This is a genomic window from Caballeronia temeraria (assembly GCF_001544795.2).
Taxonomy (GTDB): domain Bacteria; phylum Pseudomonadota; class Gammaproteobacteria; order Burkholderiales; family Burkholderiaceae; genus Caballeronia; species Caballeronia temeraria.
In genome coordinates this window covers 348,071-372,766 of sequence record NZ_FCOI02000005.1, presented here as the reverse complement: position 1 = coordinate 372,766, position 24,696 = coordinate 348,071, and the positions used below count along the sequence as shown (strand labels likewise).

The 24,696-nt window shown below is 62.5% G+C and carries 21 protein-coding genes; 11 read left to right on the top strand and 10 right to left on the bottom strand.

Going from position 1 to position 24,696, the window contains the following annotated elements; all coding sequences use genetic code 11:
* Positions 1-25: 25 nt before the first annotated feature.
* From trpB to metZ, 9 genes are all read left to right on the top strand, one after another.
* Positions 26-1,219, top strand: a complete 1,194-nt coding sequence (gene trpB / locus AWB76_RS10910) for a tryptophan synthase subunit beta (protein WP_061160143.1) — start codon at positions 26-28, stop codon at positions 1,217-1,219.
* Positions 1,220-1,230: 11 nt separating this feature from the next.
* Positions 1,231-2,106 carry a DNA-methyltransferase gene (locus tag AWB76_RS10905; protein WP_061160142.1) on the top strand — a complete coding sequence of 292 codons (876 nt, stop codon included), beginning with the start codon at positions 1,231-1,233 and terminating at the stop codon, positions 2,104-2,106.
* Between the two features lie 76 nt (positions 2,107-2,182).
* Positions 2,183-2,986, top strand: coding sequence for a tryptophan synthase subunit alpha (trpA, locus tag AWB76_RS10900; protein ID WP_061160141.1), 804 nt, complete (start codon positions 2,183-2,185; stop codon positions 2,984-2,986).
* 70 nt (positions 2,987-3,056) lie between these two features.
* Positions 3,057-3,929 carry an acetyl-CoA carboxylase, carboxyltransferase subunit beta gene (gene accD / locus AWB76_RS10895; RefSeq protein ID WP_061160140.1) on the top strand — a complete coding sequence of 291 codons (873 nt, stop codon included), beginning with the start codon at positions 3,057-3,059 and terminating at the stop codon, positions 3,927-3,929.
* Between the two features lie 77 nt (positions 3,930-4,006).
* Positions 4,007-5,317, top strand: a complete 1,311-nt coding sequence (gene folC / locus AWB76_RS10890) for a bifunctional tetrahydrofolate synthase/dihydrofolate synthase (protein WP_061160139.1) — start codon at positions 4,007-4,009, stop codon at positions 5,315-5,317.
* A gap of 41 nt (positions 5,318-5,358) precedes the next feature.
* On the top strand, positions 5,359-6,204 hold the full coding sequence (locus tag AWB76_RS10885) for an SPOR domain-containing protein (RefSeq protein WP_061160138.1): 846 nt from the start codon (positions 5,359-5,361) through the stop codon (positions 6,202-6,204).
* Between the two features lie 9 nt (positions 6,205-6,213).
* Positions 6,214-6,747, top strand: a complete 534-nt coding sequence (locus AWB76_RS10880) for a CvpA family protein (protein ID WP_061160137.1) — start codon at positions 6,214-6,216, stop codon at positions 6,745-6,747.
* Between the two features lie 144 nt (positions 6,748-6,891).
* A complete protein-coding gene (gene purF, locus AWB76_RS10875; RefSeq protein WP_061160136.1) occupies positions 6,892-8,439 on the top strand; it encodes an amidophosphoribosyltransferase in 1,548 nt (515 codons plus the stop codon).
* Positions 8,440-8,527: 88 nt separating this feature from the next.
* Positions 8,528-9,634 (top strand): O-succinylhomoserine sulfhydrylase, encoded by a 1,107-nt coding sequence (gene metZ, locus AWB76_RS10870; protein WP_061160135.1) that lies wholly within the window; start codon positions 8,528-8,530, stop codon positions 9,632-9,634.
* On the opposite strand, the gene AWB76_RS10865 is transcribed toward metZ, so the two are convergent.
* The 10 genes from AWB76_RS10865 to AWB76_RS10830 form a co-directional block, all read right to left on the bottom strand.
* Complete coding sequence (locus tag AWB76_RS10865; RefSeq protein WP_061160134.1) at positions 9,631-10,407, bottom strand: AraC family transcriptional regulator; 777 nt, start codon at positions 10,405-10,407, stop codon at positions 9,631-9,633. The two genes, metZ and AWB76_RS10865, sit on opposite strands and share 4 nt — an antisense overlap.
* 10 nt (positions 10,408-10,417) lie before the next feature.
* Positions 10,418-10,759, bottom strand: a complete 342-nt coding sequence (locus tag AWB76_RS10860) for an FKBP-type peptidyl-prolyl cis-trans isomerase (RefSeq protein ID WP_035502329.1) — start codon at positions 10,757-10,759, stop codon at positions 10,418-10,420.
* Positions 10,760-10,855: 96 nt separating this feature from the next.
* Positions 10,856-12,271: a hypothetical protein gene (locus tag AWB76_RS10855; RefSeq protein ID WP_061160133.1), complete on the bottom strand. Its 1,416-nt coding sequence runs from the start codon at positions 12,269-12,271 to the stop codon at positions 10,856-10,858.
* Between the two features lie 109 nt (positions 12,272-12,380).
* Complete coding sequence (locus AWB76_RS40810) at positions 12,381-12,626, bottom strand: hypothetical protein (protein WP_157696094.1); 246 nt, start codon at positions 12,624-12,626, stop codon at positions 12,381-12,383.
* Positions 12,627-12,814: 188 nt separating this feature from the next.
* Positions 12,815-15,166: a polysaccharide biosynthesis tyrosine autokinase gene (locus AWB76_RS10850; protein WP_061160132.1), complete on the bottom strand. Its 2,352-nt coding sequence runs from the start codon at positions 15,164-15,166 to the stop codon at positions 12,815-12,817.
* A gap of 500 nt (positions 15,167-15,666) precedes the next feature.
* Entirely contained in the window at positions 15,667-16,779 is a 1,113-nt protein-coding gene (locus tag AWB76_RS10845) for a glycosyl hydrolase (protein WP_061160197.1), read from the bottom strand.
* Between the two features lie 66 nt (positions 16,780-16,845).
* Entirely contained in the window at positions 16,846-17,925 is a 1,080-nt protein-coding gene (locus tag AWB76_RS10840) for a glycosyltransferase family 4 protein (protein ID WP_061160131.1), read from the bottom strand.
* An 11-nt stretch (positions 17,926-17,936) separates the two neighbouring features.
* A complete protein-coding gene (locus tag AWB76_RS10835; protein WP_061160130.1) occupies positions 17,937-19,091 on the bottom strand; it encodes a glycosyltransferase in 1,155 nt (384 codons plus the stop codon).
* Positions 19,092-19,658: 567 nt separating this feature from the next.
* Complete coding sequence (locus tag AWB76_RS40805) at positions 19,659-19,823, bottom strand: hypothetical protein (RefSeq protein WP_157696093.1); 165 nt, start codon at positions 19,821-19,823, stop codon at positions 19,659-19,661.
* 299 nt (positions 19,824-20,122) lie between these two features.
* Complete coding sequence (locus tag AWB76_RS10830; protein ID WP_061160129.1) at positions 20,123-21,403, bottom strand: flippase; 1,281 nt, start codon at positions 21,401-21,403, stop codon at positions 20,123-20,125.
* A 736-nt stretch (positions 21,404-22,139) separates the two neighbouring features.
* Between AWB76_RS10830 and AWB76_RS10825 the strand changes: the two genes are divergently transcribed.
* Entirely contained in the window at positions 22,140-23,261 is a 1,122-nt protein-coding gene (locus AWB76_RS10825) for a sensor histidine kinase (RefSeq protein WP_341845287.1), read from the top strand.
* A gap of 61 nt (positions 23,262-23,322) precedes the next feature.
* Positions 23,323-24,693: a hemolysin family protein gene (locus tag AWB76_RS10820; RefSeq protein WP_061160128.1), complete on the top strand. Its 1,371-nt coding sequence runs from the start codon at positions 23,323-23,325 to the stop codon at positions 24,691-24,693.
* The last annotated feature ends 3 nt before the right edge of the window (positions 24,694-24,696 follow it).

Below are 24,696 nucleotides of genomic sequence, written 5' to 3'. Positions count from 1 at the left end.
GCCACGTAACCGAGAGAGTGACGCAATGTACAACTTGCCAGACGAAAGAGGCCATTTCGGCCAATATGGAGGCGTGTTCGTCTCCGAAACGCTCATCCACGCGCTCGACGAACTGCGCGTCGCGTATGACGCGGCCCGTCAAGATCCCGAATTCATCGCCGAATACGAGTACGAGCTCAAGCACTACGTGGGCCGTCCGTCGCCGATTTATCACGCTAAACGCTGGAGCGAAATGCTCGGCGGCGCGCAGCTTTATCTGAAGCGCGAAGACCTGAATCACACGGGCGCGCACAAGGTCAACAACGTGATCGGCCAGGCGCTGCTCGCGCGCAAGATGGGCAAGCCGCGCGTGATCGCCGAAACCGGCGCGGGCCAGCACGGCGTAGCGACGGCGACGATCGCCGCGCGCTTCGGCATGGAATGCGTGGTCTATATGGGCGCGGAAGACGTGCGTCGCCAGGCGGCGAACGTGTATCGCATGAAGCTGCTCGGCGCGACGGTCGTGCCGGTCGAATCCGGCTCGAAGACGCTCAAGGATGCGCTGAACGAAGCTATGCGCGACTGGGTGACGAACGTCGAAAACACGTTCTACATCATCGGCACGGTGGCGGGTCCGCATCCGTATCCGATGATGGTGCGCGACTTCCAGCGCGTGATCGGCGACGAATGCCGCGTGCAGATGCCCGAAATGACGGGCCGTCAGCCGGACGCGGTGATTGCGTGCGTCGGCGGCGGATCGAATGCGATGGGTATCTTTTACCCCTATATCGACGATAAAGCCGTCAGGTTGATCGGCGTCGAAGCGGCGGGTGACGGTATCGACACCGGACGCCACGCCGCATCGCTCATGGGCGGCAGCCCCGGCGTGCTGCACGGCAATCGCACGTATCTGCTGCAGGACGAGAACGGCCAGATCATCGAGACGCATTCGGTGTCGGCGGGTCTCGACTATCCGGGCGTCGGGCCTGAGCACGCGTGGCTGAAGGACGCCGGACGCGCGGAGTATGTCGGCATCACCGACGACGAAGCGCTCAAGGCCTTCCACGACTGCTGCCGCATCGAAGGCATCATCCCGGCGCTGGAATCGAGCCATGCGCTCGCGTACGGCGCGAAACTCGCCAAGACGTTGCCGCGCGACAAAGTGCTCCTCGTCAATTTGTCGGGCCGGGGCGACAAGGACATGCACACGGTCGCCGAGCGATCGGGCATCCAGTTCTGAGCCACCGCCAGATGCGCACCGTTATCGACGAGCCCTTGTCCGTCGGCGCCCTGCAGGGCGTCGGCAGCGACATCCGCAACCGCGATTTTCTGGCCGATGCCGAAAATATTCCCGACGCGTCGATCGATCTGATCGTCGCGGACCCGCCTTATGGTCTGGGCAAGGACTACGGGAACGATTCGGACATGCTGTCCGGCGACGCTTTTCTCGAGTGGACGTACCGCTGGCTCGATCTGGCGATCCCGAAACTCAAGCCGAGCGGCTCGATGTACATCTTCTGCACCTGGCAATATTCGCCCGAACTGTTCGTGTTCCTGAAGCGCAGGCTTCTGATGATCAACGAGATCGTCTGGGACCGGCGCGTGCCGAGCATGGGCGGAACGACGCGGAAATTCACGTCAGTGCACGATAACATCGGTTATTTCGCGGTATCGAAGGATTATTACTTCGATCTCGATCCGGTGCGCATTCCTTACGACGCAGAAACGAAAAAGGCGCGCTCGCGCAAGATCTTCGAAGGCAGCAAGTGGCTCGAGATGGGCTACAACCCGAAGGACGTCTGGTCCGTCTCCCGTCTGCACAGGCAGCACGCGGAGCGGGTGGATCATCCGACGCAAAAGCCGCTGGAGATCGTCGAGCGCATGGTGCTGGCAAGCTGTCCGCCGGGTGGCCGCGTGCTCGATCCGTTCATGGGCAGCGGCACGACGGCGGTGGCGTGCGAACGCCACGGGCGGCAGTTCACGGGCTACGAGATCAACGCGGATTACTGCGCGATCGCCGAAAGCCGCATTGCCGAAGCGCGCGCCGCGCGACTGAAGCAGGACGAGCCGGTTCGCACGCGCCGCAAGGCACCCGCGGCGACGGATATCGCCGCTCAAGCCGAATAGCGTCTTTTTCGCTGAGGATCGCGTCAGATGCGCATAAAAGCATCCGACGCCAACGAATACGACCACGAGAATTCTCATGTCCCGTATCAAGAACACTTTTGCGGCACTTGCCGCGCAAGGCAAGAAAGGGCTGATCCCGTTCATCACCGCGGGCGACCCGAATCCGGAGCAGACCGTCGAGTTCATGCACGCGTTGGCCAAAGGCGGCGCGGACGTCATCGAACTGGGCGTGCCGTTTTCCGATCCGATGGCCGATGGCCCCGTCATCCAGCGCTCGTCCGAGCGCGCGCTCGCACGCGGCGTGACGCTCAAGCGCGTGCTTGCCGATGTCGCGCGCTTTCGCGAAACCGACGACACGACGCCCGTCGTGCTGATGGGCTACGCGAATCCGATCGAACGCATGGGCGCGGACGCCTTCGCGAAAGCGGCGAAGGAAGCGGGCGTCGACGGCGTGCTGGTGGTCGATTACCCGCCCGAGGAAGCCGAGGGCTTCGGCGCGTCGATGCGCGAAGCCGGTATCGATCCGATCTTCCTGCTCGCGCCGACATCGACGGACGAGCGCGTCGCGGCGGTCGGCAAGATCGCGAGCGGCTATGTCTACTACGTATCGCTGAAAGGCGTGACCGGCGCGGCAAATCTGGACGTTTCCAGCATCGCGAGTAAAATCCCGGCCATCAAGTCGCGCGTGCCCCTGCCGGTCGGTGTCGGTTTCGGCATTCGGGACGCGCAAACCGCGCGCGCCGTCGCCGATGTCGCGGACGCCGTCGTCATCGGCAGCCGCCTCGTGCAGCTGCTCGAAGACGCGAAACCGGACACCGCCGCCGCGTCGCTGACGAGCTTCATCGCCGAAATTCGTCAGGCGCTCGACGCCGCACAGTAAAATACGCGCCGCCGCGGGCCGTCCGATTCGGGTGTGCGCCGCGCGGCAACCGATCAGTCAAGGAAAAACGATGAGCTGGCTCGACAAACTGCTGCCGCCGAAGATCAAGCAAACCGATCCCAAAAGCCGCAAGGGCATTCCCGAGGGCCTTTGGGTGAAGTGCCCGTCGTGCGAAGCGGTGCTGTATCGCAACGACGTCGAGGCGAACCTGCACGTGTGCCCGAAGTGCAGCCATCACATGCGTATCGGCGCGCGCGAGCGGCTCGACCGTCTGCTCGATCCGGAAGGCCGCTATGAAATCGGCCAGGAAGTCGTCCCGGTCGACGCGCTGAAGTTCAAGGACAGCCGCAAGTATCCGGATCGCATCAAAGAGGCGATGGAAGATACCGACGAGACCGACGCCATGGTCGTCATGGGCGGCGCGATCCACACCATTCCGTGCGTCGTCGCGTGCTTCGAATTCTCGTTCATGGGCGGCTCGATGGGCTCGGTCGTCGGCGAGCGTTTCGTGCGCGGCGCGCGCAATGCGCTCGAGCAGAACGTGCCGTTCATCTGCTTCACGGCATCCGGCGGCGCGCGCATGCAGGAAAGCCTGCTTTCGCTGATGCAGATGGCCAAGACCACGGCGCTTCTGACCAAACTGGCCGACGCGAAGCTGCCGTTCATCTCCGTGCTCACCGACCCGACGATGGGCGGTGTGTCCGCATCCTTCGCGTTCCTGGGCGACGTCGTGATCGGCGAGCCGAAAGCGCTGATCGGCTTCGCCGGCCCGCGCGTGATCGAGCAGACCGTGCGCGAAAAGCTGCCGGAAGGTTTCCAGCGCGCTGAATTCCTGATCCAGAAGGGCGCGATCGACATGATCGTGGATCGCCGCAAGATGCGCGAAGAACTTGCCCAATTGATGGCGCTGATGACGCGGCAACCCGCCGATTCTGTCGCCTGAGTCGCTGATACAGAGCGCTGCGCCGCGCGTGAACCCTGAGGTTCCGCGCGGCGTTTTGCTTTCCTGGTCTCAAAAAAATGAACACATTCCCCACTCTCGACGCCTGGCTCGCCCATCTGGAAGCGGCGCATCCGGTCGGCATCGACATGGGCCTCGCGCGCATCGGCAAGGTGAAGGATGCGCTCGGGCTGAGTTTCGATTGCCCCGTCATCACCGTCGGCGGCACGAACGGCAAAGGCTCGACGTGCGCGATCATCGAGACGATTCTGCTGCGCGCGGGATATCGCGTTGGCTGCCACACGTCGCCGCATCTGCTGGCGTTCAACGAGCGCGCGCGCATCGACGGCGCCGACGCGAGCGATGCCGATCTGCTCGAGCATTTCGCGGCGGTCGAGAAGGCGCGTGCGAGTTTGCCCGAGCCGGTTTCGCTCACGTATTTCGAGTTCACGACGCTCGCGATCCTGCATCTCTTCGCGTCGCGCAAGCTCGATGCGGTGATTCTGGAAGTCGGGCTCGGCGGGCGGCTGGACGCGGTCAATATCGTCGATACGGACTGCGCGGTGATCACGAGCATCGACATCGACCATACGGATTTTCTCGGCGATACGCGCGAGAAGATCGGTTTCGAGAAGGCCGGCATATTCCGCGCGGGCAAGCCGGCGGTGTGTGGCGATCCGTCGCCGCCGCAGAGCCTGATCGATCACGCGGAGGCGGTCGGCGCGGATCTTTGGCTCGTCGGACGCGACTTCCGCTATGAAGCGCAGCCGGGCAACGAGCGCCAGCAATGGAGCTATATCGGCCGTGAGCAGCGGCGTTCCGCGCTCGCGTATCCCGCGCTGCGTGGCGCGAATCAGCTCATCAACACGTCGGCGGCGCTGGCCGCGCTCGAATCGCTGCGCGACCGGCTGCCGGTTTCCGCTCAGGATATTCGTCTGGGGCTGGCGAACGTCGAATTGCCGGGCCGCTTCCAGGTGCTGCCGGGCAAGCCGCAAATCATCCTCGATGTGGCGCACAATCCTCACGCCGCCGCCGTTTTGTCGCAAAATCTCGGCAACATGGGCTATTTTCCGTACACGTACGCGGTGTTCGGGGCGATGGGCGACAAGGACATCGAAGGTGTCGTGAACCAGCTCAAGGGCGAAATCGATCACTGGAACGTCACCGCGCTACCGACGCCGCGCGCCGCTTCGCCGGAGCATCTTGAACACGTGTTGCGCGATGCCGGTGTCAACGATAGCGCGGACAGCAGCGTTTCTCGCTTTGAAACTCCGGCGGCGGCTTTTCAAGATGCGTTAAGCCGGGCGTCTGAAAATGATAGAATCTTGGTTTTCGGCAGTTTCTACACGGTAGCCGGCGTCATGGCCTACCGCCGAATGCAGCATAACTAGCAGCATCAATTCGACGGTCGGCCGTCAGCACCAAGCGATACATGGGACTCTTTTCGTTCGGCAAGAAAGACGACTCCGGTCGCGACGCATATTCCGATTCCTCGCGCGGCTCGCGTCAGACCGTCCGCACGGAACGTCGCACGCGCCGGACCGAGCGCTCCGACGCCGACGCGATGATGCTCGATCCCACTCTCCCGGAGAAACAGCGCGCGCGCCGGAGACTCGTCGGCGCGATCGCGCTGGTCTTGGCCGCAGTCATCGTCCTGCCGATGGTGCTGGATTCGCATCCGAAGCCCGTCACCGACGACATTTCCATCGATATTCCCAATCGTCCGGCACCCGCCGCGAAGCCGTCGCGCGACGCCAACGACGCCGACACGCAAGCCGGCGTCGCGCATGATGCGCCCGCGGGTGCGTCGAGCAGTGTTTCCGCAGGCGTGACGCAGCCGCAGGCCGCCGCGCCGGCCGCAACGGCGCAGGCGAAGCCCGAGGCAAAAGCCGAAGCCAAGCCGGAACCGAAGCCGTCGAAGCCCGCTGCGGTCGCGAGCCAGAACGCGAAGCCGCAATCCGCCGATGCCTCCGAGGAAGCCAACGCGAACACCGCGGCGAACGCGGCCGCGAGCGCGGCCAATACGCCGTCGTCGCCGGCGGGCAGCCGCTTCGTGCTGCAGATCGGCCAGTTCGACGACGAAATCGCCGCGCAGAACTGGGTCAACAAGTTGAAGTCCGCGGGCGTGCCCGCATATCTCGAACATCGCAAGCAATCGGATGGCGCGACCAAGTCGCTGCTGCGCGCGGGTCCGTTCCCGGATCGCGCGTCGGCGCAGGCCGCGCTCGTGAAGGTGCGCCAGGCCGGTCTCGGCGGCGGCACGCGGGCATCGAACTAAGCACGGTCGATGTTCACTGCCTTCGACTACGCCGTGATGGCCGTGATCGGCCTGTCCGCGCTGCGCGGCATGTGGCGCGGTCTGTTGGCCGAAGCTTTCGGTCTGGTCGGCTGGGTCGCCGCCATTCTGATCGCCGGACGTTGCGTCGGGCTCGTCGTGCCCTATATACCGTCGACGTGGCCCGGCGGCGCGCTCACGCAATGGCTCGTGGCGTTCGTGCTGGTGGTCGCGGCGGTGCTGCTCGTATCGAGCGTGCTGTCGGCGCTCCTCACGCGCATCACGGAAGTCACCGGCCTGCGCGGCGTGGATCGCTCGTTGGGCTTGCTTTTCGGCCTCGTGAGAGGCGCTATATTGGTAGTGATACTGGTCGCCCTGGCTGGCCTGACCGAACTGCCTGAAAAAGATTTTTGGCGCAATGCGCTGCTGCGGCCGATGGCCGAGCAGGGCGTGCGCGAATTGAAACCGCTGCTCCCCGATACGCTCGCCGCGTATGTGCACGTCGCTCCCGAACCGAGCGGCATGGCGCCCAACGCCGCACAATAGACGAACGGCCGGCTACACGAGGAACGCGCGACGGCTCGAAGACGCTTCGGCCCGGCCCCGTTACGGCCAAATTTTGAGAGAAGCGTCGATGAGATCCGGGCAACGCCTTGTCTACCCCGTTTCGACTCTTTGAAGGACCATGCCATGTGCGGCATCGTAGGTGTAGTTTCCCAAACGCCCGTCAATCAGCTGATCTATGACAGCCTGCTTCTGCTCCAGCATCGTGGACAGGACGCGGCGGGCATCGCCACGGCGAACGGCAATAACTTCCACATGCACAAAGCCAACGGCATGGTGCGCGACGTGTTCCGCACGCGCAACATGCGCAGCCTGCCGGGCAATGTCGGCATCGGGCAGGTGCGTTATCCGACCGCCGGTTCCGCATCGAGCGAGGAAGAAGCTCAGCCGTTCTACGTGAACGCGCCGTTCGGCATCATCCTTGCGCATAACGGCAATCTCACGAACTGGATGCAGTTGAAGGACGAGATGTTCCGCATCGACCGCCGGCACATCAACACCGCATCCGACACGGAAGTGCTGCTCAACGTCTTCGCGCACGAACTGCAGCTCGCGAGCTCGGGTCTGCAGCTCGACGCCACCGCGTTGTGGAAGGCCGTCGCCGGCGTGCATCGCCGGGTGAAGGGCTCGTATGCGATCGTTTCGCTGATCGCGGGCTACGGGCTTGTGGCGTTCCGCGATCCGTTCGGTATTCGTCCGCTCGTGCTCGGCAAGCAGGAGACGGCGACGGGCGTCGAGTGGATGGTCGCGTCGGAGTCGGTGGCGATCGAAGGCATCGGCTTCGAATTCGTGCGCGACGTCGAGCCGGGCGAAGCCATTTTCATCGACGCTGAGGGCAATCTGCACAGCCACCAATGCGCCGAGAAGCCCCAGCTCAACCCGTGCATTTTCGAGCTCGTGTATCTCGCGCGCCCGGACTCGTGCCTCGACGGCGTGCCGGTCTACAACGCGCGTCTGCGCATGGGCGACTACCTCGCCGAGAAGATCAAGCGCGTGCTGCCGGACGTGCCGATCGACGTGGTGATGCCGATTCCCGATTCGTCGCGCCCCGCCGCGATGCAGGTCGCCGCGAAGCTCGGCGTCGAGTATCGCGAAGGCTTCTTCAAGAACCGCTACGTGGGCCGCACCTTCATCATGCCGGGCCAGGCGGTGCGCAAGAAGTCGGTGCGCCAGAAGCTGAACGCGATGGGCATCGAGTTCAAGGGCAAGAACGTGCTGATCGTCGACGATTCCATCGTGCGCGGTACGACCTCGCATGAAATCGTGCAGATGGCCCGCGATGCCGGCGCGAACAAGGTGATCTTCGCATCCGCCGCGCCGCCGGTGAAGTTCCCGAACGTGTACGGCATCGACATGCCCACGCGCGGCGAGCTCGTGGCGCACGGCCGCAGCGACGAGGAAGTGGCGCGTATGATCGGCGCGGATTATCTCGTCTATCAGGACGTGGAAGACCTGAAGAACGCGATCCGCGACATCAATCCGGAGCTGCGGGAATTCGAAGCCTCGTGTTTCGACGGCAACTACATCACCGGCGACGTGACGACCGATTATCTCGATCGCATCGAGTCCGCGCGTCTCGCGCCGCAATCGCAATCGGATCGCGATGCGGCAAGCGACGCGCAGGAAGGCGGCATGGCGCGCTCGCAGTTGCATCTGCAACTATCGGTCGAGTAAGTCTTCGGCGCTTCTTACGAGCCCGCTTCGTCTGCAAGGACCAAGCGGGCTTTTTTGCGTCGCGAGCCTGAAAACAAGGGAGAAAGACATGGACGACCACCTGAACTTCGATACGCTCGCCGTGCGCGCCGGGACCTTGCGCAGCGAATTCAACGAGCACGCCGAGGCGCTCTTTCTCACGTCGAGCTTCTGCTTTTCGAGCGCGGCGGAAGCGGCCGAGCGCTTCAGGAATGCTGAGGATGCCTACACATATTCGCGCTTCACCAATCCGACCGTCACGATGTTCCAGAACCGCCTCGCCTCGCTCGAAGGCGGCGAAGCGTGCATGGCGACGGCCTCGGGCATGTCGGCGATATTGTCGGTCGTGATGGCGTCGATGCAGCAGGGCGATCACATCGTCAGTTCGAAGAGTCTGTTCGGCTCGACGATCGGCATGTTCACGCAGATCTTCCCGAAGTTCGGCATCACGACGACGTTCGTCGATCCGACGAAACCCGGCGAATGGCAGGCCGCCGTTACGCCCGACACGAAGATGTTCTTTCTGGAGACGCCGTCGAATCCGCTGACGGAGATCGCCGACATCGAAGCGATCGCGAAGATCGCGAAGCATCACGGCGCGATCTTCGTCGTCGATAACTGTTTTTGCAGTCCCGCTTTGCAGCAGCCTTTGAAACTCGGCGCCGATGTCGTGATGCAGGTGTTTCCCTTCGTGCGCAGCGCCGGTCCGACGATGTCCGCGTTCAACGCTTGGGTGCTGCTCAAAGGCATGGAAACGCTCGCGTTGCGCGTGGAGAAGCAATCGGCGAATGCGCTGGAGATCGCGCGCTGGCTCGAAGCGCATCCGGCCGTGAATCGCGTGTTGTATCCGGGGCTGGCATCGCATCCGCAACATGCGATCGCGAAGAAGCAGCAGCAGGCGGGCGGCGCGATCGTATCGTTCGAGCTGAAGGGCGAGACGCAGGAACAGCAGCGCGCGAACGCATGGCGCGTGATCGACGGCACGAAGCTGTGCTCGATCACCGGCAATCTCGGCGATACGCGCACGACGATCACGCATCCGTCGACAACCACGCACGGACGCCTCACGCCTGAAGTGCGTGAAGCAGCGGGCATACGCGAAGGATTGATCCGTCTTGCCGTGGGTCTCGAAGATCCGTCTGACATCCGCGCCGATCTCGCGCGCGGTTTGGGCTAGGCGTCGCCGGACAACTTGAAGCCGCCGCTGCGCCATTGCCCCGGCGAAATGCCGAAGCGCTTCGAGAACGCGTGCGTGAACGCGCTTTGATCGGCAAAGCCGACATCGAGCGCGATATGCGTGAGCGATGCGCGTGGATCGGCGAGCAAGGTGAGCGCGGTATCGAGCCGCAGCCGATGCAGATAGCGATGCGGCGTCTCGCCGAACGCTTCAATGAAGAGCTGATGAAAGCGCCGCATGCCGAAGCCGCAATGCGCGGCGAGATCGGCGATACGCAGCGGCTCCGAGAGATGCGCGCGCAACCATCGGTCGATGCGCGTGAAGTCGAGGCCGCGCATCGCGTCGATGGCATCGTCGGTATCGTGCATCAGCGCGCCGCACAGATGCGCGGCTGCCTGCCATGCGAAGCGCTCCGCGATATACGTGTCGCCGGCATCCGCGCGACGGGCGACATCGGCGACGGCTTGCGTGATGCGTGGGTCGATCGCGATCGCACGCGCCCGCTCGAAGTAGCGCTCGGGCACCGCGACCGATGTGGCGGGCAGATCGAGCACGAGCTGGCGGTTGTCGCCTTCGGCCCAGTAGTCGTGGCGCGCGCCCGCCGGGATGATCCACGCGCCGCTGCAGTCGATGCGCGCGCCGTTGCCGTCGACGGCCATTTCCATCGATCCGTCGAGGCCGAGCACGATCTGATGGAAGTCGTGCACGTCCGACGCCTGCGCCGCCTCATAACGGCGCAGCGACACGGCGGGACGATGGAGCGGCGCGCTCATGCGAAAAAGCTCAGACGTCCAGCAGTTCCACTTCGAACACGAGCGTGGCGTTCGGCGGAATCACGCCGCCTGCGCCGCGCGCGCCGTAGCCGAGCTGCGGGGGAATCGTGAGACGGCGCACGCCGCCCACTTTCATGCCCTGCACGCCTTCGTCCCAGCCCTTGATGACCATGCCGCCGCCCAGCACGAAGGCGAACGGGTCGTTGCGGTCCTTGCTCGAATCGAATTTCTGGCCGTCCGTGAGCCAGCCCGTGTAGTGCACGCTGACCGTCTTGCCCGCGACGGCTTCAGCGCCTTCGCCAACGGTGACGTCTTCGTATTTGAGACCGGAATCGGTCGTGACAATCGACATGGTTGCTCCCTGGTTGCCCGGCCATCGACGATGGATGAGCCGGTGGTCGAAACCGTTATTGTAGAACGTCGCAGGGAAGCGCTGCCTTCATGGCGATCAGAGATGACGGCCGCGCGGACCGAAGCGTGAGCCGATACGCGCGCCGATTTCCGGCCGCACGTGTCTGCCGATTGCTGTGCCGATCGACGCCCCGTCCTGCGCGTCCTGCATCGCGGTCGCGGCGGCGCTCGCGCCGCTCTGCTGCTTCGCGAGCTTCAGCGCGCGCACGCGGACGTAGGCCATCGCGACGAGCGTCCACGGCGCGAGATAGGCGAACTCGGGCACGGACACCATCATCATCGTCCAGGTCGCGGCGCAGCATTGGCGCAGCGCCATGCCGCGCGGGTCCCAGTCGAGCTTGAACGCCGGATAGAGCATCAGCGCGCTGAGGAAGACCGTACCGACGACGCCGGTATTGACGAGCAGCGTCGAGAACAAATCGGTCGAGCGTATGTAGCCGAAGCCGATGCCGAAGAGTTTGTTGAGCGGCGCGAGGTCCATCCACAGTTGCATCGAATGGAGGAACAGCAGGCTGCGATCGGAGCCGGATTCGGTCTTCGCTTCGAGTTTGTCGGTCACCATCTGCTTGAAGAGATCGGCGATGTAGTCCTGCAGCAGATACGCGATCACACAGAGCACGAAGAGCCCGATCAGCGCCTTGATCGGATTGATGCCGAGCTTGCGCACGCGGATGAGCGAATACACCGCGTAGCCGATCAGCACCGTCGACGACGTGGTCATCAGCAGCGACAGTCCGATGACCCAGACCGGCCAGCGCACGCGCGAGGTCGCGTTGAAGTAGACCCAGAAGGGGAAGATGGACATGGCGTACATCGACGGCTCGCCGGTCAGCGCCTTGAGACGCTGAATCGGGAAGCCCTTGATGTCGATCTGCTGGAACGAGCTGCCGTTCACCGTGCCGTCCGAGCGCACGATGCCCTTGCCGAACTGATCGCCGAATGCGCGGTTCGAGACGAAGTCGCCCGGCTGTCCGGTCACGATGAAGTAGACCACTTCGAACATGCCGTAGAGCGCGAACAGCGTGACGGCCGCGAGAATCCATTGCTCCCAGGTCGGCTTGTAGTACTGGTACACATACGCCGCGTAGAGCACGACCGCCGCCACATAGATCGACTGCGTGAACATGCTCTTGCGCATGATGAAGGTGAAGGGATCGGTGTCGTCGACGAGCGTGATCTTGCTGAAGTCGGGATCGAAGGGCGCCATGACATCCGCGAGCTGCGAGGTGCAGACCATCAGCAGCCACACGGCCAGGGCTGCAATTACGAAGTGCATCCAGCTCTTGCGGCCGCGCCCGCCGAACAGCAGCACGAGCGGCACGGAGAGGAAGCACATCAGATAGCCGATCGTCGTGCCCTGAATCGATGGCATGACGAGAAACGACGTCACCGGCATCGCGAAGGCCCAGATTCGGTAGTACAGATCGGTCAGCGCCGCTTTTTCTTTCATCATCGAAGGTTGGATGCGCCCGCTTCAGCGCGGACTATGGGTGTTCGCCGGTCAGCCGGAGGCGAGCAATAAAGAGCAAACGGCACGCCTGCAGGCACGATCGTTCGTGGGCTCACGCACGCGGCCGGAACGTCGCCAGCAAAGCCAGCACGATCACGAGCGCCCAGCGCAGCGATGCACGCGGCGCGCGTCCGATATCCACCGGTTCGGGCGCGGCCGCCGGCAAGGGCCGCACGGGTTCCGGTTTCCGCACCCGATGAAAATCGCAGTGCGGGCACACGCCCAGGTTGGCGCCCACCTGCCTGCGGCAGCGCGGGCATTGCACGAGCCGATGCCTGAAGGAAAAACGTCCGCTCATTTGCGTTTCGCTCCCCGACCCGGTTGACGACGCACGCGCGCCGAAACCTCGTGAACATCCTGACCGACGATCCCTGGAACAATCGTACGGATCGTTGCCGCCCGAAACACCCGCGCTACAACGTAAAGCGCCGCGTGACCGGCACGCGGCGCGCTGCTTCAACCGCTGCGCTTCATTATGCGCGCGTGTCAGTTCATCGACTTGAACGTGCTCGTATAGGCAGCCGCGTAGCCATAACTGCGGCGATTGCTCGGACGTCGCGGAATCGCATTGAAGACCGAACCGACGAGCCTGCCGCCCGAACGCTGCACCTTCTTCACGGTTTCCTCGATCTCCTCCTCGCTCTGGATGCCCGAGCGCAGCACGAGCACCGTCGAGCCGGCATCGCTCGCGACGATCGCCGCATCGGTTACGACGAGGAACGGCGGGGTATCGACGATCACGAGGTCGAACTGATCGCTCATGCGCGCGAGCATGTTGCGGAAGCCCGGCATCATCAGCAGCTCGGACGGATTCTCCGGATAGCCGCCGCACGACATGAACGACAGCCCCGGCACGCCGACATAACGGATCGCGTCGCCGAGCGCGAGCTCGCCCTTCAGCACTTCCGAGAGGCCGCCCGGATTCGACTGCTTGAAGAACGAAGCGATGTGGCCGCGCCGCATGTCGCCGTCGATCAGCAGCACGCGCAGACCGATTTCCGCCAGCAGCACCGACAGATTCGCTGCGACGAAGCTCTTGCCCGCCGACGGAATCGGACCCGTCAGCATCACGATGTTGTTCGGCGCATTGGCGAGATCGCGATACAGTTCGGTGCGCACCGCGCGCAACGCCTCGACGGCCGGATCGTGCGGGAAGCGCGTGGCGAGCACGCGGGCGTCGCGATCGGTATCGGCGACGTGCGGCATCGCGAATGCATCATGTTCCGGCAGATGAATATGCGGCAGCGCCTTCGGCGGCCCGCCGTTCTGCGAGCCGGAGTAGGTGAGCGGCGCATGCTCCACCGGCGAGACGGCGATTTCGTGATCGAGCATCGCCTGCTGCCGGCTGTACAGCACTTCGCCGAGCACGGGCACCGAGAGACGGCGCTCGACGAACATCGGATCGGTCACGCCGATCATCGCGTGGCGGCGCAGGAAGATGAAGAACGTGCCGATGAAGAACCCGAGACCCGTGCCCGCTGCAATCACGAGCGACTTGTTCGGCTTCACCGGGCGATACGGACGCAGCGCGTTATCGACGATATGCGCACCGCCGCTCGTGCTCGCACGGCGCACGGAAAGCTCCTGCGCCTTGTTCACCATGCCCATGTAGATGGTTTCGGCCACGCGTGCGTCACGCGTGAGCGTCGCGTTCTGGCGTTCGGACGCGGGCATGCTGTCGAAGCGCTGCTGAATCTGCTTGTTCGATGCTTCGAGTTCCGCGATCTGCTGATTGAGATTGACCACTTGCGGGCTGTTCGGCTGGAAGCGTTGCAAGGCTTGCGTGCGCTGCAGCTTGAGCGTCGCGAGTTGCTGCATCGACGTGATGCTGCCTTGCAGATAGGCCTGCGCTTCGTTGAGCGGCGTCACCGACTGCGATTTCGAGCGGAACGCGCTCAGGTTGCTTTCGGCGCGGCGCAGATCGGCTTCGAGGCGCGGCAATTCTCCACGGATGAACTCGAGCGTCTTCGTGTCGTTCGCCTGACGCGCCTGAACGGCTGCGCTCAGATACGCCTGGCCGAGCGCGTTCGCGACGTCGGCGGTGAGCGCGGGATCGTCCGCGTTGAACGTGATCTGCACGACGCCCGTGTCTTTCGCGGACTCGGCGACCTTCATCGTCTTCTTCATCGCGGCGATCGCATCGAGCGTATTGAGGCGCGTCACGTCGAAGTGCACGCCCGGATGACCGAGCGCGCTGTTGACGAGGATCGACACGCCGTTCGCCGATGCCGGACGACCGATCGTGCCGCGCAGAAGCATTGCGCCGTCGGGATCGCGCAGCTCGTACTGGTTGTTGTCGAGCAGAACGAGATCGAGCTTCTGGTCTTCGAGCGCGGGCGGCACGTCGAGCCGGCCGATCTGCAGCGACTCGCCGCCCCAGCCGTACGAATCGAGCCCGAACCATGCGGGCGCGAGATGTCCCTTCTTCGCGAAGATTGCCGCGATCTGGCCGAGCACGGGGAACGTGTCCGGCTTGACCTTGATGTCGAAGTGGAACTGCTTCACGACCGGTTCGAGCACCGAACGGCTTTGCATCACGGAGATTTCCGCGGGCGCGAGCTGATTCACCGTCGGTTGCGCCTGCTGCATTTGCGCCTGGCTTTGCGGCGCGATGCCGAGCGCGTTCGGATCCGGCGGATCGACGCGCACAACCACATCCGATGAATAGATGGGTCGCGCAAGAAAGGCATACGCGGTGGCGAGCCCCGCTGTGATCCCGATGAACAGGAAGAGCATGCCAAGGTGATCGCGCAGGAGCCTGAGCATGTCGCTCGCGGTGAATTCACCGTCGTCCTTGCCTGGGCGCGAAGGACCGGAGTTGACATAGAGGGTGTTCAATGGCGCGTCCTCAGTTCGAAAAGTTGAGCGTTGTTTCCCGGGCCGAGAAAAAACAGAAAGCCCGCGCGACATGTCCGCGGTACGTCTTGCGTGTTATTTGATCCGGCGCGCGGCCGGTGGAACTTCCAGACCAGACTAAAGACGCGAAGGCTCTGAAAAGCGGGCGAAGTGCACGATGCTTCGAGTTCGAACGACAAAGCACGTTGGCTCGTCGGAGTGCGATATCTGTGAGAAGCACACTTCGTGCCTCGGCACCGCGTCTCGGGTTCCGGCGGATGAAACTCGCGGCTCCCGCTACGAATCGCTTGCTGTAAAACGATACGTTAAGTCCGGAAAAGACAGCGTCAAGTCTATCTTCCGGACGCAAAGTGCATGCGTCTGTTATGTAGCGAACGTAATCGATGTCGAAAGTGCGGGCACACCGCTTGCGCGGGGTCCCTTTCACGCGATAATCACCGGTTTCGCCCATGCTTTATTCGTAACACAAAAGAGTTGAACGTTTATGGCATCGGATTGGCCTTGATGAAATCCCGCACGGTGTTGAAGCGCGATTTGCGCGTCTTGCCGTCGTCCTGGATCACACCGTAGTTGCCATCGCCGCCATAGCGCTGGTCGTCGTAAAGCTCGTATAGCGTGACGTTCTGGATGTTGTAAGTCTTCGCGAGCGACACGAATCCCTTCAACGCATCCTTGCCGACGAGATAGCCCGCCGGGTCCGCGTGCGTCGGCCGAACGCCGTACTCCGTGATCCAGATGGGCTTGCCGTAGCTGTCGCGCAGGCGTTCGAGCACGTTGACTTTCTTGTCGCCCGCGGCCGTGATCGAGCCCATGTTCGAATACCAGTGCCACGCGGTGATATCCCACTGCGGGATCGGATGGCCGCGCGTGCCGTCGGGCTGCGTGCCCGCATAGAGCATGTCGGTGAAGCCGTAATGCAGCCAGCTGAACGACGTCAGAAGAATCTTCGCGTCCGGATTCGCCTCGCGAATGCCCTTGATCAACCCGAGGATCGAGCCGCGCGCCTTCATGAACATTGCGTTGTCGTAGTCCTGCGGATGCTCGCCGCTGCGGTCCGATCCGAGGATCGTCCAGTTGTCGTATTCATTGCCGACCTGGTAGTACGTAACGAGGCCCTTCAGAACGCGTCCCGCCGTCTTGCCGAGCGCATAGCCGCGCTCGAAGGTTTCCTGTTCGTTCGCGCGCTTCTCCGGCTCGAACGGCGTGACGAGCGCGAGCACGCCGATGCATTGCTTCGCCGCTGCCCGCGCGAAGTTCGCAACCACGTGCGCGGTCGTCTCGCTCGATACATCCTGCGCATACATCGTGACACCGAGATCGCGGAGCTGTGAAATCTGCAGGTCATAGCCGCTCATGCCATACGCGCCGTGATGCTCCAGATGGCCCGCGATGCCGTAGAACACGCCCGTCGTCGATCCGTTGCCGCACGCGATTCGCGGCGGCGCGGCGCTCGCCGCATCCGCCCTGGATTTGGGACTCGCCGAGTGAGCGCTGTGATAGGCGTCCGACGTGCCGCTGCGCGCGTAGATCAACACGGACGCGCAGCAGAGCGCCCCGAAGAGGGATACGGCGGCCACCAGAGTTCGCATCGACATTCGTCCCTCGTGAAAGTGCTTGCCGTCATCCGGCGGACGCGCCGGCATGTTGTGATGTCGTTGCGGTCATGGCGTGTCGATGAACTGCTTCAGGAGACGCGCGCTTTCAGTCCAGCGAAAACGCTCGGCGTGCGCGAGGCCGCGACGCTTCAGGTCCTCGCTCAGTTCAGGCGAATCGAGCAGCTCGCGCAGCTTGTTCGAAATGTCTTCGACGGAATACGGGTCGCAATAGATCGATGCATCGCCGCACGTTTCCGGCAACGCGGCCGCGCGTCCGACGAGCGTCGGGCAACCGTTGCGCATCGCTTCGAGCGGTGGAATGCCGAAGCCTTCGTAAATGGAAGGATAGAGGAAGCATGCCGCATTCTGGTAGAGCGCTCGCAGCTTTTCGTCGCTGACATAGCCCGCCTGCTTGATGTTCGGCGCGGTCGACAGATCATGCGCCTTGCCGAAGACCGTCGCGTTCTTCATGCCGACGATCACGAGATCGATCGTCGGATCATTTAGACGCATGAACGCTTCGACGAGACGCGTGAAGTTCTTCGTCGGATTCATGCTGCTCACGGCGAGCACGTAGCGCCGCTTAGCGAGATTCAGTTCGTCGATGACCGATGCATCCGGCGTGATGTGATCGAGGTGATCGGCGGCGAGCGGCACGACGCCGATGCGCTCCGCCGGCACGCCGACATGATGCGCGAGCCGGTCGCGCGAGAACTTCGAATTGGTCAGCACGCAGCTCGACGTGCGCGCGAGAATCCAGAACATCACGTGATACCACGTGCGAAATTTCCACGAGAAATGCGCGGGCGTGTCGAACACCGCGGCATCGTGCATATAGATGATCTGGTTCGCGCGGAAGATGGAACCCGAGTTCGAAAGATTGACGATGCGCGAGCGTCCCGCGAAGAGCGGCAGCACGATCTGCTCCCAGAAGACGCCCTTGCCGAAACCGAGCTTGACGGTCTCGACACCTTGCACGGGATCGAGTCCGTCTTGCGGCGGAACCGCGAGCGTCACATGAGCGCCTTGCGGCAACTGGCCGAGCGCGGCGACGAGCTCGCGCGCGACGCGTTGCACCCCGGTGGTTTTCTGGCTCGTGAAACGGCCGTTATAGACGAGCTTGTTCGTGGCGATTGTCGTGTCCATGCCGGGAAGCCTCAGACCTGAGATTCAGAAGTGGTTTCATAAGAGGCGGCTTCGTTTGCGCCGAGCGGCTCGCGCGTGGGCTTGCCGGAGCCGAACTCGTAGATCGAAAGCCATTGCCGGAAGATCGCGTCCATCGAAAAGCGCTTGCTCGCGGATGCGCGTGCGGCGGCGCCCATGCGCGCGCGCAATGCGGGGTCGTCGCGCAATGTTTCGATGTACTTCGCCATCTCCTCCGCGCTCGATGCGACAAAGCCTGTCACGCCGTGCTGCACGACATCGCGATTGCCCACGACATCGGTCACGACAGCGGGGATTCCCGCGACCTGCGCCTCGATGAGTGCGATAGGCATGCCTTCCCACCGTGAGGTCTGCACATAGATGTCGAGGCCCGACGTGAGTTCGAGCGCACGATCGCGCGTGACCCAGCCGCTGCACGACACGGCGCCGTCCGGCGTGCCCGCCGGCAGTTCGCTCTCGTTGCCGCCGATCCACAGGAAGCGCGTCGAGGGAGCTTGCAAGTCGCTCGCGAGCTTCACGAACGCTTCGTGATTCTTCTGGAACATCGCGCGGCCGCTCATGCCGATGACAACGCTGCGCGTGTCCGATTCGATGCGCGGCGGGATCTCGGTCACGTTCACGCCGTTCTCGATCATGCGCGCGCTTCGCGCATGCATCTTCGTTTCGATCTCCGAAAGCTCGCTTTTCGAACACGCGACGATCGTCCCGCCCAGCTGCGCGGCGATGCGCTCGAAGCTCAGATACGCGAACTGCTTAACGGGCGACACGTCGCGGCGCAGGAAGGCGAGGCCATGCGGCGAATAGAACACGCGTGCACGCGGCGACGCAATGCGCGCGGCCGCGCGTCCGAGCACGCCTGCCTTGGACGAATGCAGATGGATCACCGATGGATCGCACTCCTTCAGCTTGCGGACCAGGTTCCAGAGACTGGTCAGATCGTTCTTCACGCTCACCTCGCGGAACATGCTGACGTAAGTTAGCTTCACCGCCGGATGAAAGAGCTTGGCGAAGTCATCGGGTGTTTCCTGCCGGATCGAATGAAGGATCGTTACACCGACGCCAGCGGCCGCCGCGCGGTTCGAGAGCTGCGTCAGCATGGATAGCACACCGCCGCCGAAAGCTTCGGTGATATGGACGATCTCTTTCATGTTCAACTCTTCGATTGGCGTCTCGCCGAGCGCCCGCGGCGTTACGCAATGAGAAGGAATGGCCTAATCGTTATGGAATGACGTGACGCGTTCACGCAGGGCGAACGCATCCGAGGTGAACGTTCAAGTCCACCTTGGGGAACGCATCGAAAGCCGGGATATGCGTGTCGCAGTACTAATCGCGCGTTGAAGTACGCATGCGAAAAGCACTCACGAGATCCGGCGTAGCATGACTCGTTCCTTGCGCACGGGGATGCGATAGACCCCATCAAGCCTGAAAACAGGCCTGGATTTACCTGCCACACACTCCCGGGCCAGTCACTTTGGCCGGATGGGCGCCCCGATGTCGGTCTTTGCGAAGATTGTTCTGCGTCACGCCGGTGAAACGCAGTTCAGCCAGTAAAACGGCCTCCGTGCAGCGGGACGTACAGCCGAAAAGTCGATCAAAGATCTGAGCTTCTCAAAGCCGGGGATATCGCAAGCCAGCTTGAGCACGTTTCCCTGTCCTTGCTGGGAACGTTATGAACGTCAGCGCGATTGTGCCGACGAATACAGGCTTAAGGCAGGTTACTTCGTAGCCGCGGCGTTCTGCTGAGCAATAATCGCCACCTCGCATATCTGCAGAAGGATCTGCAGGTCCTTGAGCGGCACCGCAACCGATTGCATGCGCAGACTCGCCGCCTGATCCGCGAGTTTTTGAACATGCTCAATCGATGTTTCTTCTGTTTCCATTCGGCAGGCTCTCTAAATTAAACACTGTTCGTACCAATACGGTATCGGCTCCAACTACATGGGTCGGTTCGTTGACTCACATACTTAAATGCAACTTTGGAGTAGTTCGCAGGTCGGAAGCGGCCGCCGCGCTTTTCAGGTGCAAACAAAAGCTAAATTAAAAGCGCACGGCTTGATAAATGCGTTACTAAAGAGAATCAGTTGTTACTGTTTATAACACGCTAATATGACATCGGCGGGCGCAGCGAATAAGTAATGCACGAATCCTTTATTAACTGCGCTGTATTTCCGCATACGGTTCACGTGGTTTCCGAACCCGCGCTGCCCGCGATGGGACGCGGACGCTTGAGCAACGGTACGCCTTGCAGATGCAGCGTGAAGGCCATCGCCGCGGCTGCCAGCGTCTCGACGATCAGCACCGTAGCCGCCGCGCCTTGCTCGCCGAAGAGCTTCGCCAGCACGGCGAGCAGGCCGAAGTTCAAGATCGCGGAGGCGATCAGCACGCGGCTGAACTGCGCCTTCATGCCGAGCGGAAGCATGGTCTGAACACCGAAGAGATCCGTGAGGCCGACCATCAACGGCACGAACGCCATCCATCGCAACACCTCTACGGTAGGCAAGAACTTCGGTCCGTACAAGAGTTTTACAGCAAGCGGCGCGCCGAAAAAGATGCACACCGAGATCAGCGACACGATCAGCCCTTGTACGACGAACATCTTGCGCAGGAAAGCAAAGGCGTCTTCCTTCGCATGATGCATGAGAAAGCTCACGCGCGGATACGCCGCGGTCTTGAGCGGCTGGAGCATGTTCAACGCGGCCCGGATCAGCTTGTCGCCGGCGGCGAAATAGCCGGCCGCGACATTGCCCGAGATGAACGTCAGCAGCACGATGTTGCTCGATGCATAGATGTCGACGATCGAGGTTGCAATGAATACGCTCCATCCGTCCTTCAGACGAACCACGATGGTCCGCAGCGACACGCGTACGAAGTCGAGCTCGCGGCGGAAATAAAGATACGTGCAGATTGCGATGCCCGATAGCAGCGGCACGAGCGCATTGACGGCCATGGCGATAGGGACATCGTCATGCTCGCGCACGAAGAGATACATCGCAGGAATGCTGAGCGCGCGTCCGATGAATACGAATACGCTCAACATGCCGAGATCTTCGATGCCCTGAAAATACCACGTCGGAATTAGCATTGCACCGACCGCCTGACCATAGCCGATGATCAGCAGTTCGCGATTTTCCTCAAGATAAGGTATGAAAGACGTCAGCGCTACCACGACAAAAAAGCCTGCGAATGCGAGCGCGGCCTGAGTGATGATCGTTTCCCAGAAGATCTTGGAACGCATCTCGCGGCTTTCCCGGTTGATCGAAATCTTCGGTGTGGCCGTCAGCGAGAAGCTGTAGTTGGTAATAGAGATGAAGTATGCGATGAAGGCGAGGCCGAACGAAAGGCGTCCATATCCGCTCGGACCGAGGACGCGCGCGAGCCACGGCAGCGTCAGGAGCGGTGCAAGGTATGTGGATACCTGCAGCGTCATCAGGATCGTGAAGTTCTTTCGAAATGAAGCCATTGAACGGTTTTTCCCCGGCTTTAGCGCAGCGTGATTTTATGACTATGACGCAAGGCAATAAACCCTGCAGGCCCAACGTGTGGAGCGGGCCTTTTCGTGACAACGCCTGGAGCGAATAGTTTCGCTGGTGCGTCCTGCCGTCATGCGGCGCGGGCCAAAGAGGTCTGCGTGTCCGTGCCTTGGCCGGGCGTTGGACGCGCTAAAGTTGAACAAAATGCACCGTTTCCGGCCGCCGAAGCGCCGTGCGGAAGACGCGATGCGTATGACCAATGAGATTTAACAGGAGAAAACCACTTTTATCAGTGGGCTTGCACACGTACAAGCGCACTGGAAACGCGATCGTTCGGTTGAAATCTACACGAAGTGCTGGTATGCAGCCGGCGATTTGTGCGGCTGCCACATGGACATGCGGTGGACGTCCGGCATTGCGCGCTTTAAATGGAGTTCCAAAAAGCGAATTAATAGTAATGCGATATTTTCTTTGAGCAACTGCTTTGTCATGCGATTAGAGGCTCGTGTGGTGCTTATGCCTCCCGAACGCCCGTGCATGCGGATTGCTATATACGGCGCGGCGGGGCGCGATGCGCACCGCTGCCGCATGCGCCGTAGGCGCTCACATATAATGATCTGCAAGGATTCATCCGTGCCCATCCCGGGGCGGCGCGCGGTGTGCCCGCAGCGCATCCGGCTTTCGCGACATCAACCGCTATACCGATACACGCAAGGATCCATAACCGTGACAACGTCTTTTTCCAGTACGGTCGAGCCTGAAGGCGACAAGTCCTTCGATGCGGCCGTCGCAGGAAACGACGGCGTGCTGGTGCTCGACGCCGCCCAGCGATGCCTCTCAGCCGACTCCGTTCTCGCTCATCTCTTCGATCTCGATCCGGCGGGGCTGACCGGCCGCGCACTGACCGACACGCCGCTGCCCCGTCCGCTTACAGCCGTGCTCGCCGAGAGCGCCGATGCCGCGCTCGCGGGCAACGGCACGCGTCGCGCGCATGTGACGTTCGGTGAAGGCGACGCGACGCGTGCCTTTTCGATCATCGCGCTGCCGGGCCCGGACTGCGTGACGCTCATCGTGTCGCCGGCCGGCGGATCGGACGGCGATCACGGAGTCGCTGACCGCATCGCGCATCTGCGTGCGGAGGCCGCGCTCTTCATGCGCGATCACGTGCTGTCGGTCGTGTCGCACGATCTGCGCGGCCCGCTCAACGCGATCCATAGCTGGGGCTACGTGCTTGAGCGCAAGGTCGACGCCAACGATCCCGCCGCGCAACGCGCGCTCGCGGGCATTCGCTCGGGCGTCGAGCAGCAGGTCAAGCTGATCGAGCAATCGATCGATACGACGCGCGCCGAAACCAAGGCGCTGCAGGTCGCGCTCGCGCCTGTCGCGTTGCGTCCGCTTCTGGAGAAGAGCGCGGCGCTCGCGCGTGCCGGCGTGGCGCGCAAGCGTGGCGTCGCGATCGATATCGACTCGCCGCTCGCGGAGGAGCAGCTCGAAGGCGATGCGGAGCGTCTCTTGCAGGCGCTCTGGCTCATGCTCGCGTTTGCCGCCGAGGCGAGCGTCACCGGCGCCACCGTGCGCGCGACGAGCAACATCGAAGGAAGCATGTGGCGCACGGACGTGCAATTCACGGCATCGGCGCAGGCACTCGCCGATACCGCGTCGCCGCACGTGCTCGAAGCGTTCGCGCGCCGGCAGGCGCTGGCGCCGCGCGAAGGCGGGCGCATCGCATGGGGTCTTGCGCTGTGCAAGCGAGTGTCGGAGGCGCACGGCGGCGCGTTCGAGCATAGCGATATCGTCGACAATGCGGAGGTCACGCTGTCGGTGCGCGTGCCGGTCGCTGGGATGTAAATTGACTTTCGATCAGCTGTCACCCATATACTGACGCTTTCCACTTTCGAAGAGAGTTGCTTTGGCTCAGGTTGTCGCGCTGATCGGCGCATTGTTGCTCGTCGCGTTGAACGGTTTCTTCGTCGCGGCGGAGTTCGGGCTCGTCAAGCTGCGAGCCACGCGCGTCAAGGCATTGGCGCGCACCAACGGCCTGCCCGGCCGTCTGCTCGCGAAGGTGCACGGGCAGCTCGACGCCTATCTGTCCGCGTGTCAGCTCGGCATCACGCTGGCATCGCTCGGGCTTGGCTGGATCGGCGAGCCGGCGTTCGCCACCCTGTTGCATCCGCTCTTCACGCTGATCGGCGTCGAGTCGGAGAAGCTGATCGATTCGATCTCGCTCTTCTTCGCGTTCTCGGTCATTTCGTTTCTGCATATCGTCGTCGGGGAACTGGCCCCGAAGTCGTGGGCCATCCGTCGGTCGGAGCAGGTGGGTTTGTGGCTCGCCACGCCGCTCTACGGCTTTTACTGGCTGATGTATCCGTTCATCTGGGTGCTGAACACGAGCGCGAATTTCGTGCTGCGACTCTTCGGCATTTCGGCCGAGCACGGTCACGACGCGCATTACTCCACCGACGAACTCAAGTTGATTTTGCGCGGGCGCCGTCATGGCGGCGGCTTTTCGTACAACGAAGACGAGTGGAACACCATCGCGCATTCGCTCGATTTCAGCCGCATGACGGTTTCGGATCTGATGCGCCCGGCGCATGAACTCGTCGGCTTGCGCAACGACTTGCCGATGCGCGACAACCTCGCCGTGATCGCGCGGCATCGTTTTTCGCGCTATCCGCTGTTCGCCGATGCATCGGGCGAGCGCGTGATCGGCATGATTCATCTGAAGGACTTGCTGCTATCGGGCGATGGCGGCGCGCGCGGCTTCAACTTCAGCTTCGCGAAGGATGCCGCGGCCGCAGGGAAGATCGACAAGCTCTCGCGTCATGTGCGGCCGGTGCAGTACGTTGCGCCGAATCTGTCGGCGCTCGAGCTCTTTCGACGCTTTCGCAAAGGCGCGCCGCATCTTGCGATCGTGGGGCGCAAGGGCGCGAAGCCTATCGGTTTTATCACGCTCGATAACCTGCTTGGCGCGCTCGTCGGGCAGATTCATGACGAGTTCCGTCAGGGCGATGCCGATTGGTCGCGGATGGACGACGGCACGTTGATGGGCAAGGGCAGCTTGCCGGTGGTGTCGCTGGAACGGGCGCTCGGCATTGATATCGATGAAGGGCGCGCGGAGTCGGTGGGCGGACTCGTCATCAATGCTTTGGGCGATCTGCCCACCGAAGGGCAACGGGTCGGGTTTGATCGGTTCGATATCGTCGTCAAGAAGATGAATGGGCCTCGGATTGTTTTGGTTCGGGTCTATCCTCGGGAAGAGGCGCTTGAGGAAGCTGAGTGACTT

Bases quoted from the DNA above. Each gene is read 5' to 3' on its own strand.
- AWB76_RS40810 (WP_157696094.1), bottom strand. From the start codon at position 12,626: ATGAGCGGACGTTTTTCCTTCAGGCATCGGCTCGTGCAATGCCCGCGC.
- AWB76_RS10855 (WP_061160133.1), bottom strand. From the start codon at position 12,271: ATGATGAAAGAAAAAGCGGCGCTGACCGATCTGTACTACCGAATCTGG.
- AWB76_RS10830 (WP_061160129.1), bottom strand. From the start codon at position 21,403: ATGGCTTCATTTCGAAAGAACTTCACGATCCTGATGACGCTGCAGGTA.
- AWB76_RS10885 (WP_061160138.1), top strand. From the start codon at position 5,359: ATGGGACTCTTTTCGTTCGGCAAGAAAGACGACTCCGGTCGCGACGCA.
- purF (WP_061160136.1), top strand. From the start codon at position 6,892: ATGTGCGGCATCGTAGGTGTAGTTTCCCAAACGCCCGTCAATCAGCTG.
- AWB76_RS10835 (WP_061160130.1), bottom strand. From the start codon at position 19,091: ATGAAAGAGATCGTCCATATCACCGAAGCTTTCGGCGGCGGTGTGCTA.
- AWB76_RS10880 (WP_061160137.1), top strand. From the start codon at position 6,214: ATGTTCACTGCCTTCGACTACGCCGTGATGGCCGTGATCGGCCTGTCC.
- AWB76_RS10845 (WP_061160197.1), bottom strand. From the start codon at position 16,779: ATGTCGATGCGAACTCTGGTGGCCGCCGTATCCCTCTTCGGGGCGCTC.
- trpB (WP_061160143.1), top strand. From the start codon at position 26: ATGTACAACTTGCCAGACGAAAGAGGCCATTTCGGCCAATATGGAGGC.
- AWB76_RS10840 (WP_061160131.1), bottom strand. From the start codon at position 17,925: ATGGACACGACAATCGCCACGAACAAGCTCGTCTATAACGGCCGTTTC.
- folC (WP_061160139.1), top strand. From the start codon at position 4,007: ATGAACACATTCCCCACTCTCGACGCCTGGCTCGCCCATCTGGAAGCG.
- AWB76_RS10860 (WP_035502329.1), bottom strand. From the start codon at position 10,759: ATGTCGATTGTCACGACCGATTCCGGTCTCAAATACGAAGACGTCACC.
- trpA (WP_061160141.1), top strand. From the start codon at position 2,183: ATGTCCCGTATCAAGAACACTTTTGCGGCACTTGCCGCGCAAGGCAAG.
- AWB76_RS40805 (WP_157696093.1), bottom strand. From the start codon at position 19,823: ATGGAAACAGAAGAAACATCGATTGAGCATGTTCAAAAACTCGCGGAT.
- metZ (WP_061160135.1), top strand. From the start codon at position 8,528: ATGGACGACCACCTGAACTTCGATACGCTCGCCGTGCGCGCCGGGACC.
- AWB76_RS10865 (WP_061160134.1), bottom strand. From the start codon at position 10,407: ATGAGCGCGCCGCTCCATCGTCCCGCCGTGTCGCTGCGCCGTTATGAG.
- accD (WP_061160140.1), top strand. From the start codon at position 3,057: ATGAGCTGGCTCGACAAACTGCTGCCGCCGAAGATCAAGCAAACCGAT.
- AWB76_RS10905 (WP_061160142.1), top strand. From the start codon at position 1,231: ATGCGCACCGTTATCGACGAGCCCTTGTCCGTCGGCGCCCTGCAGGGC.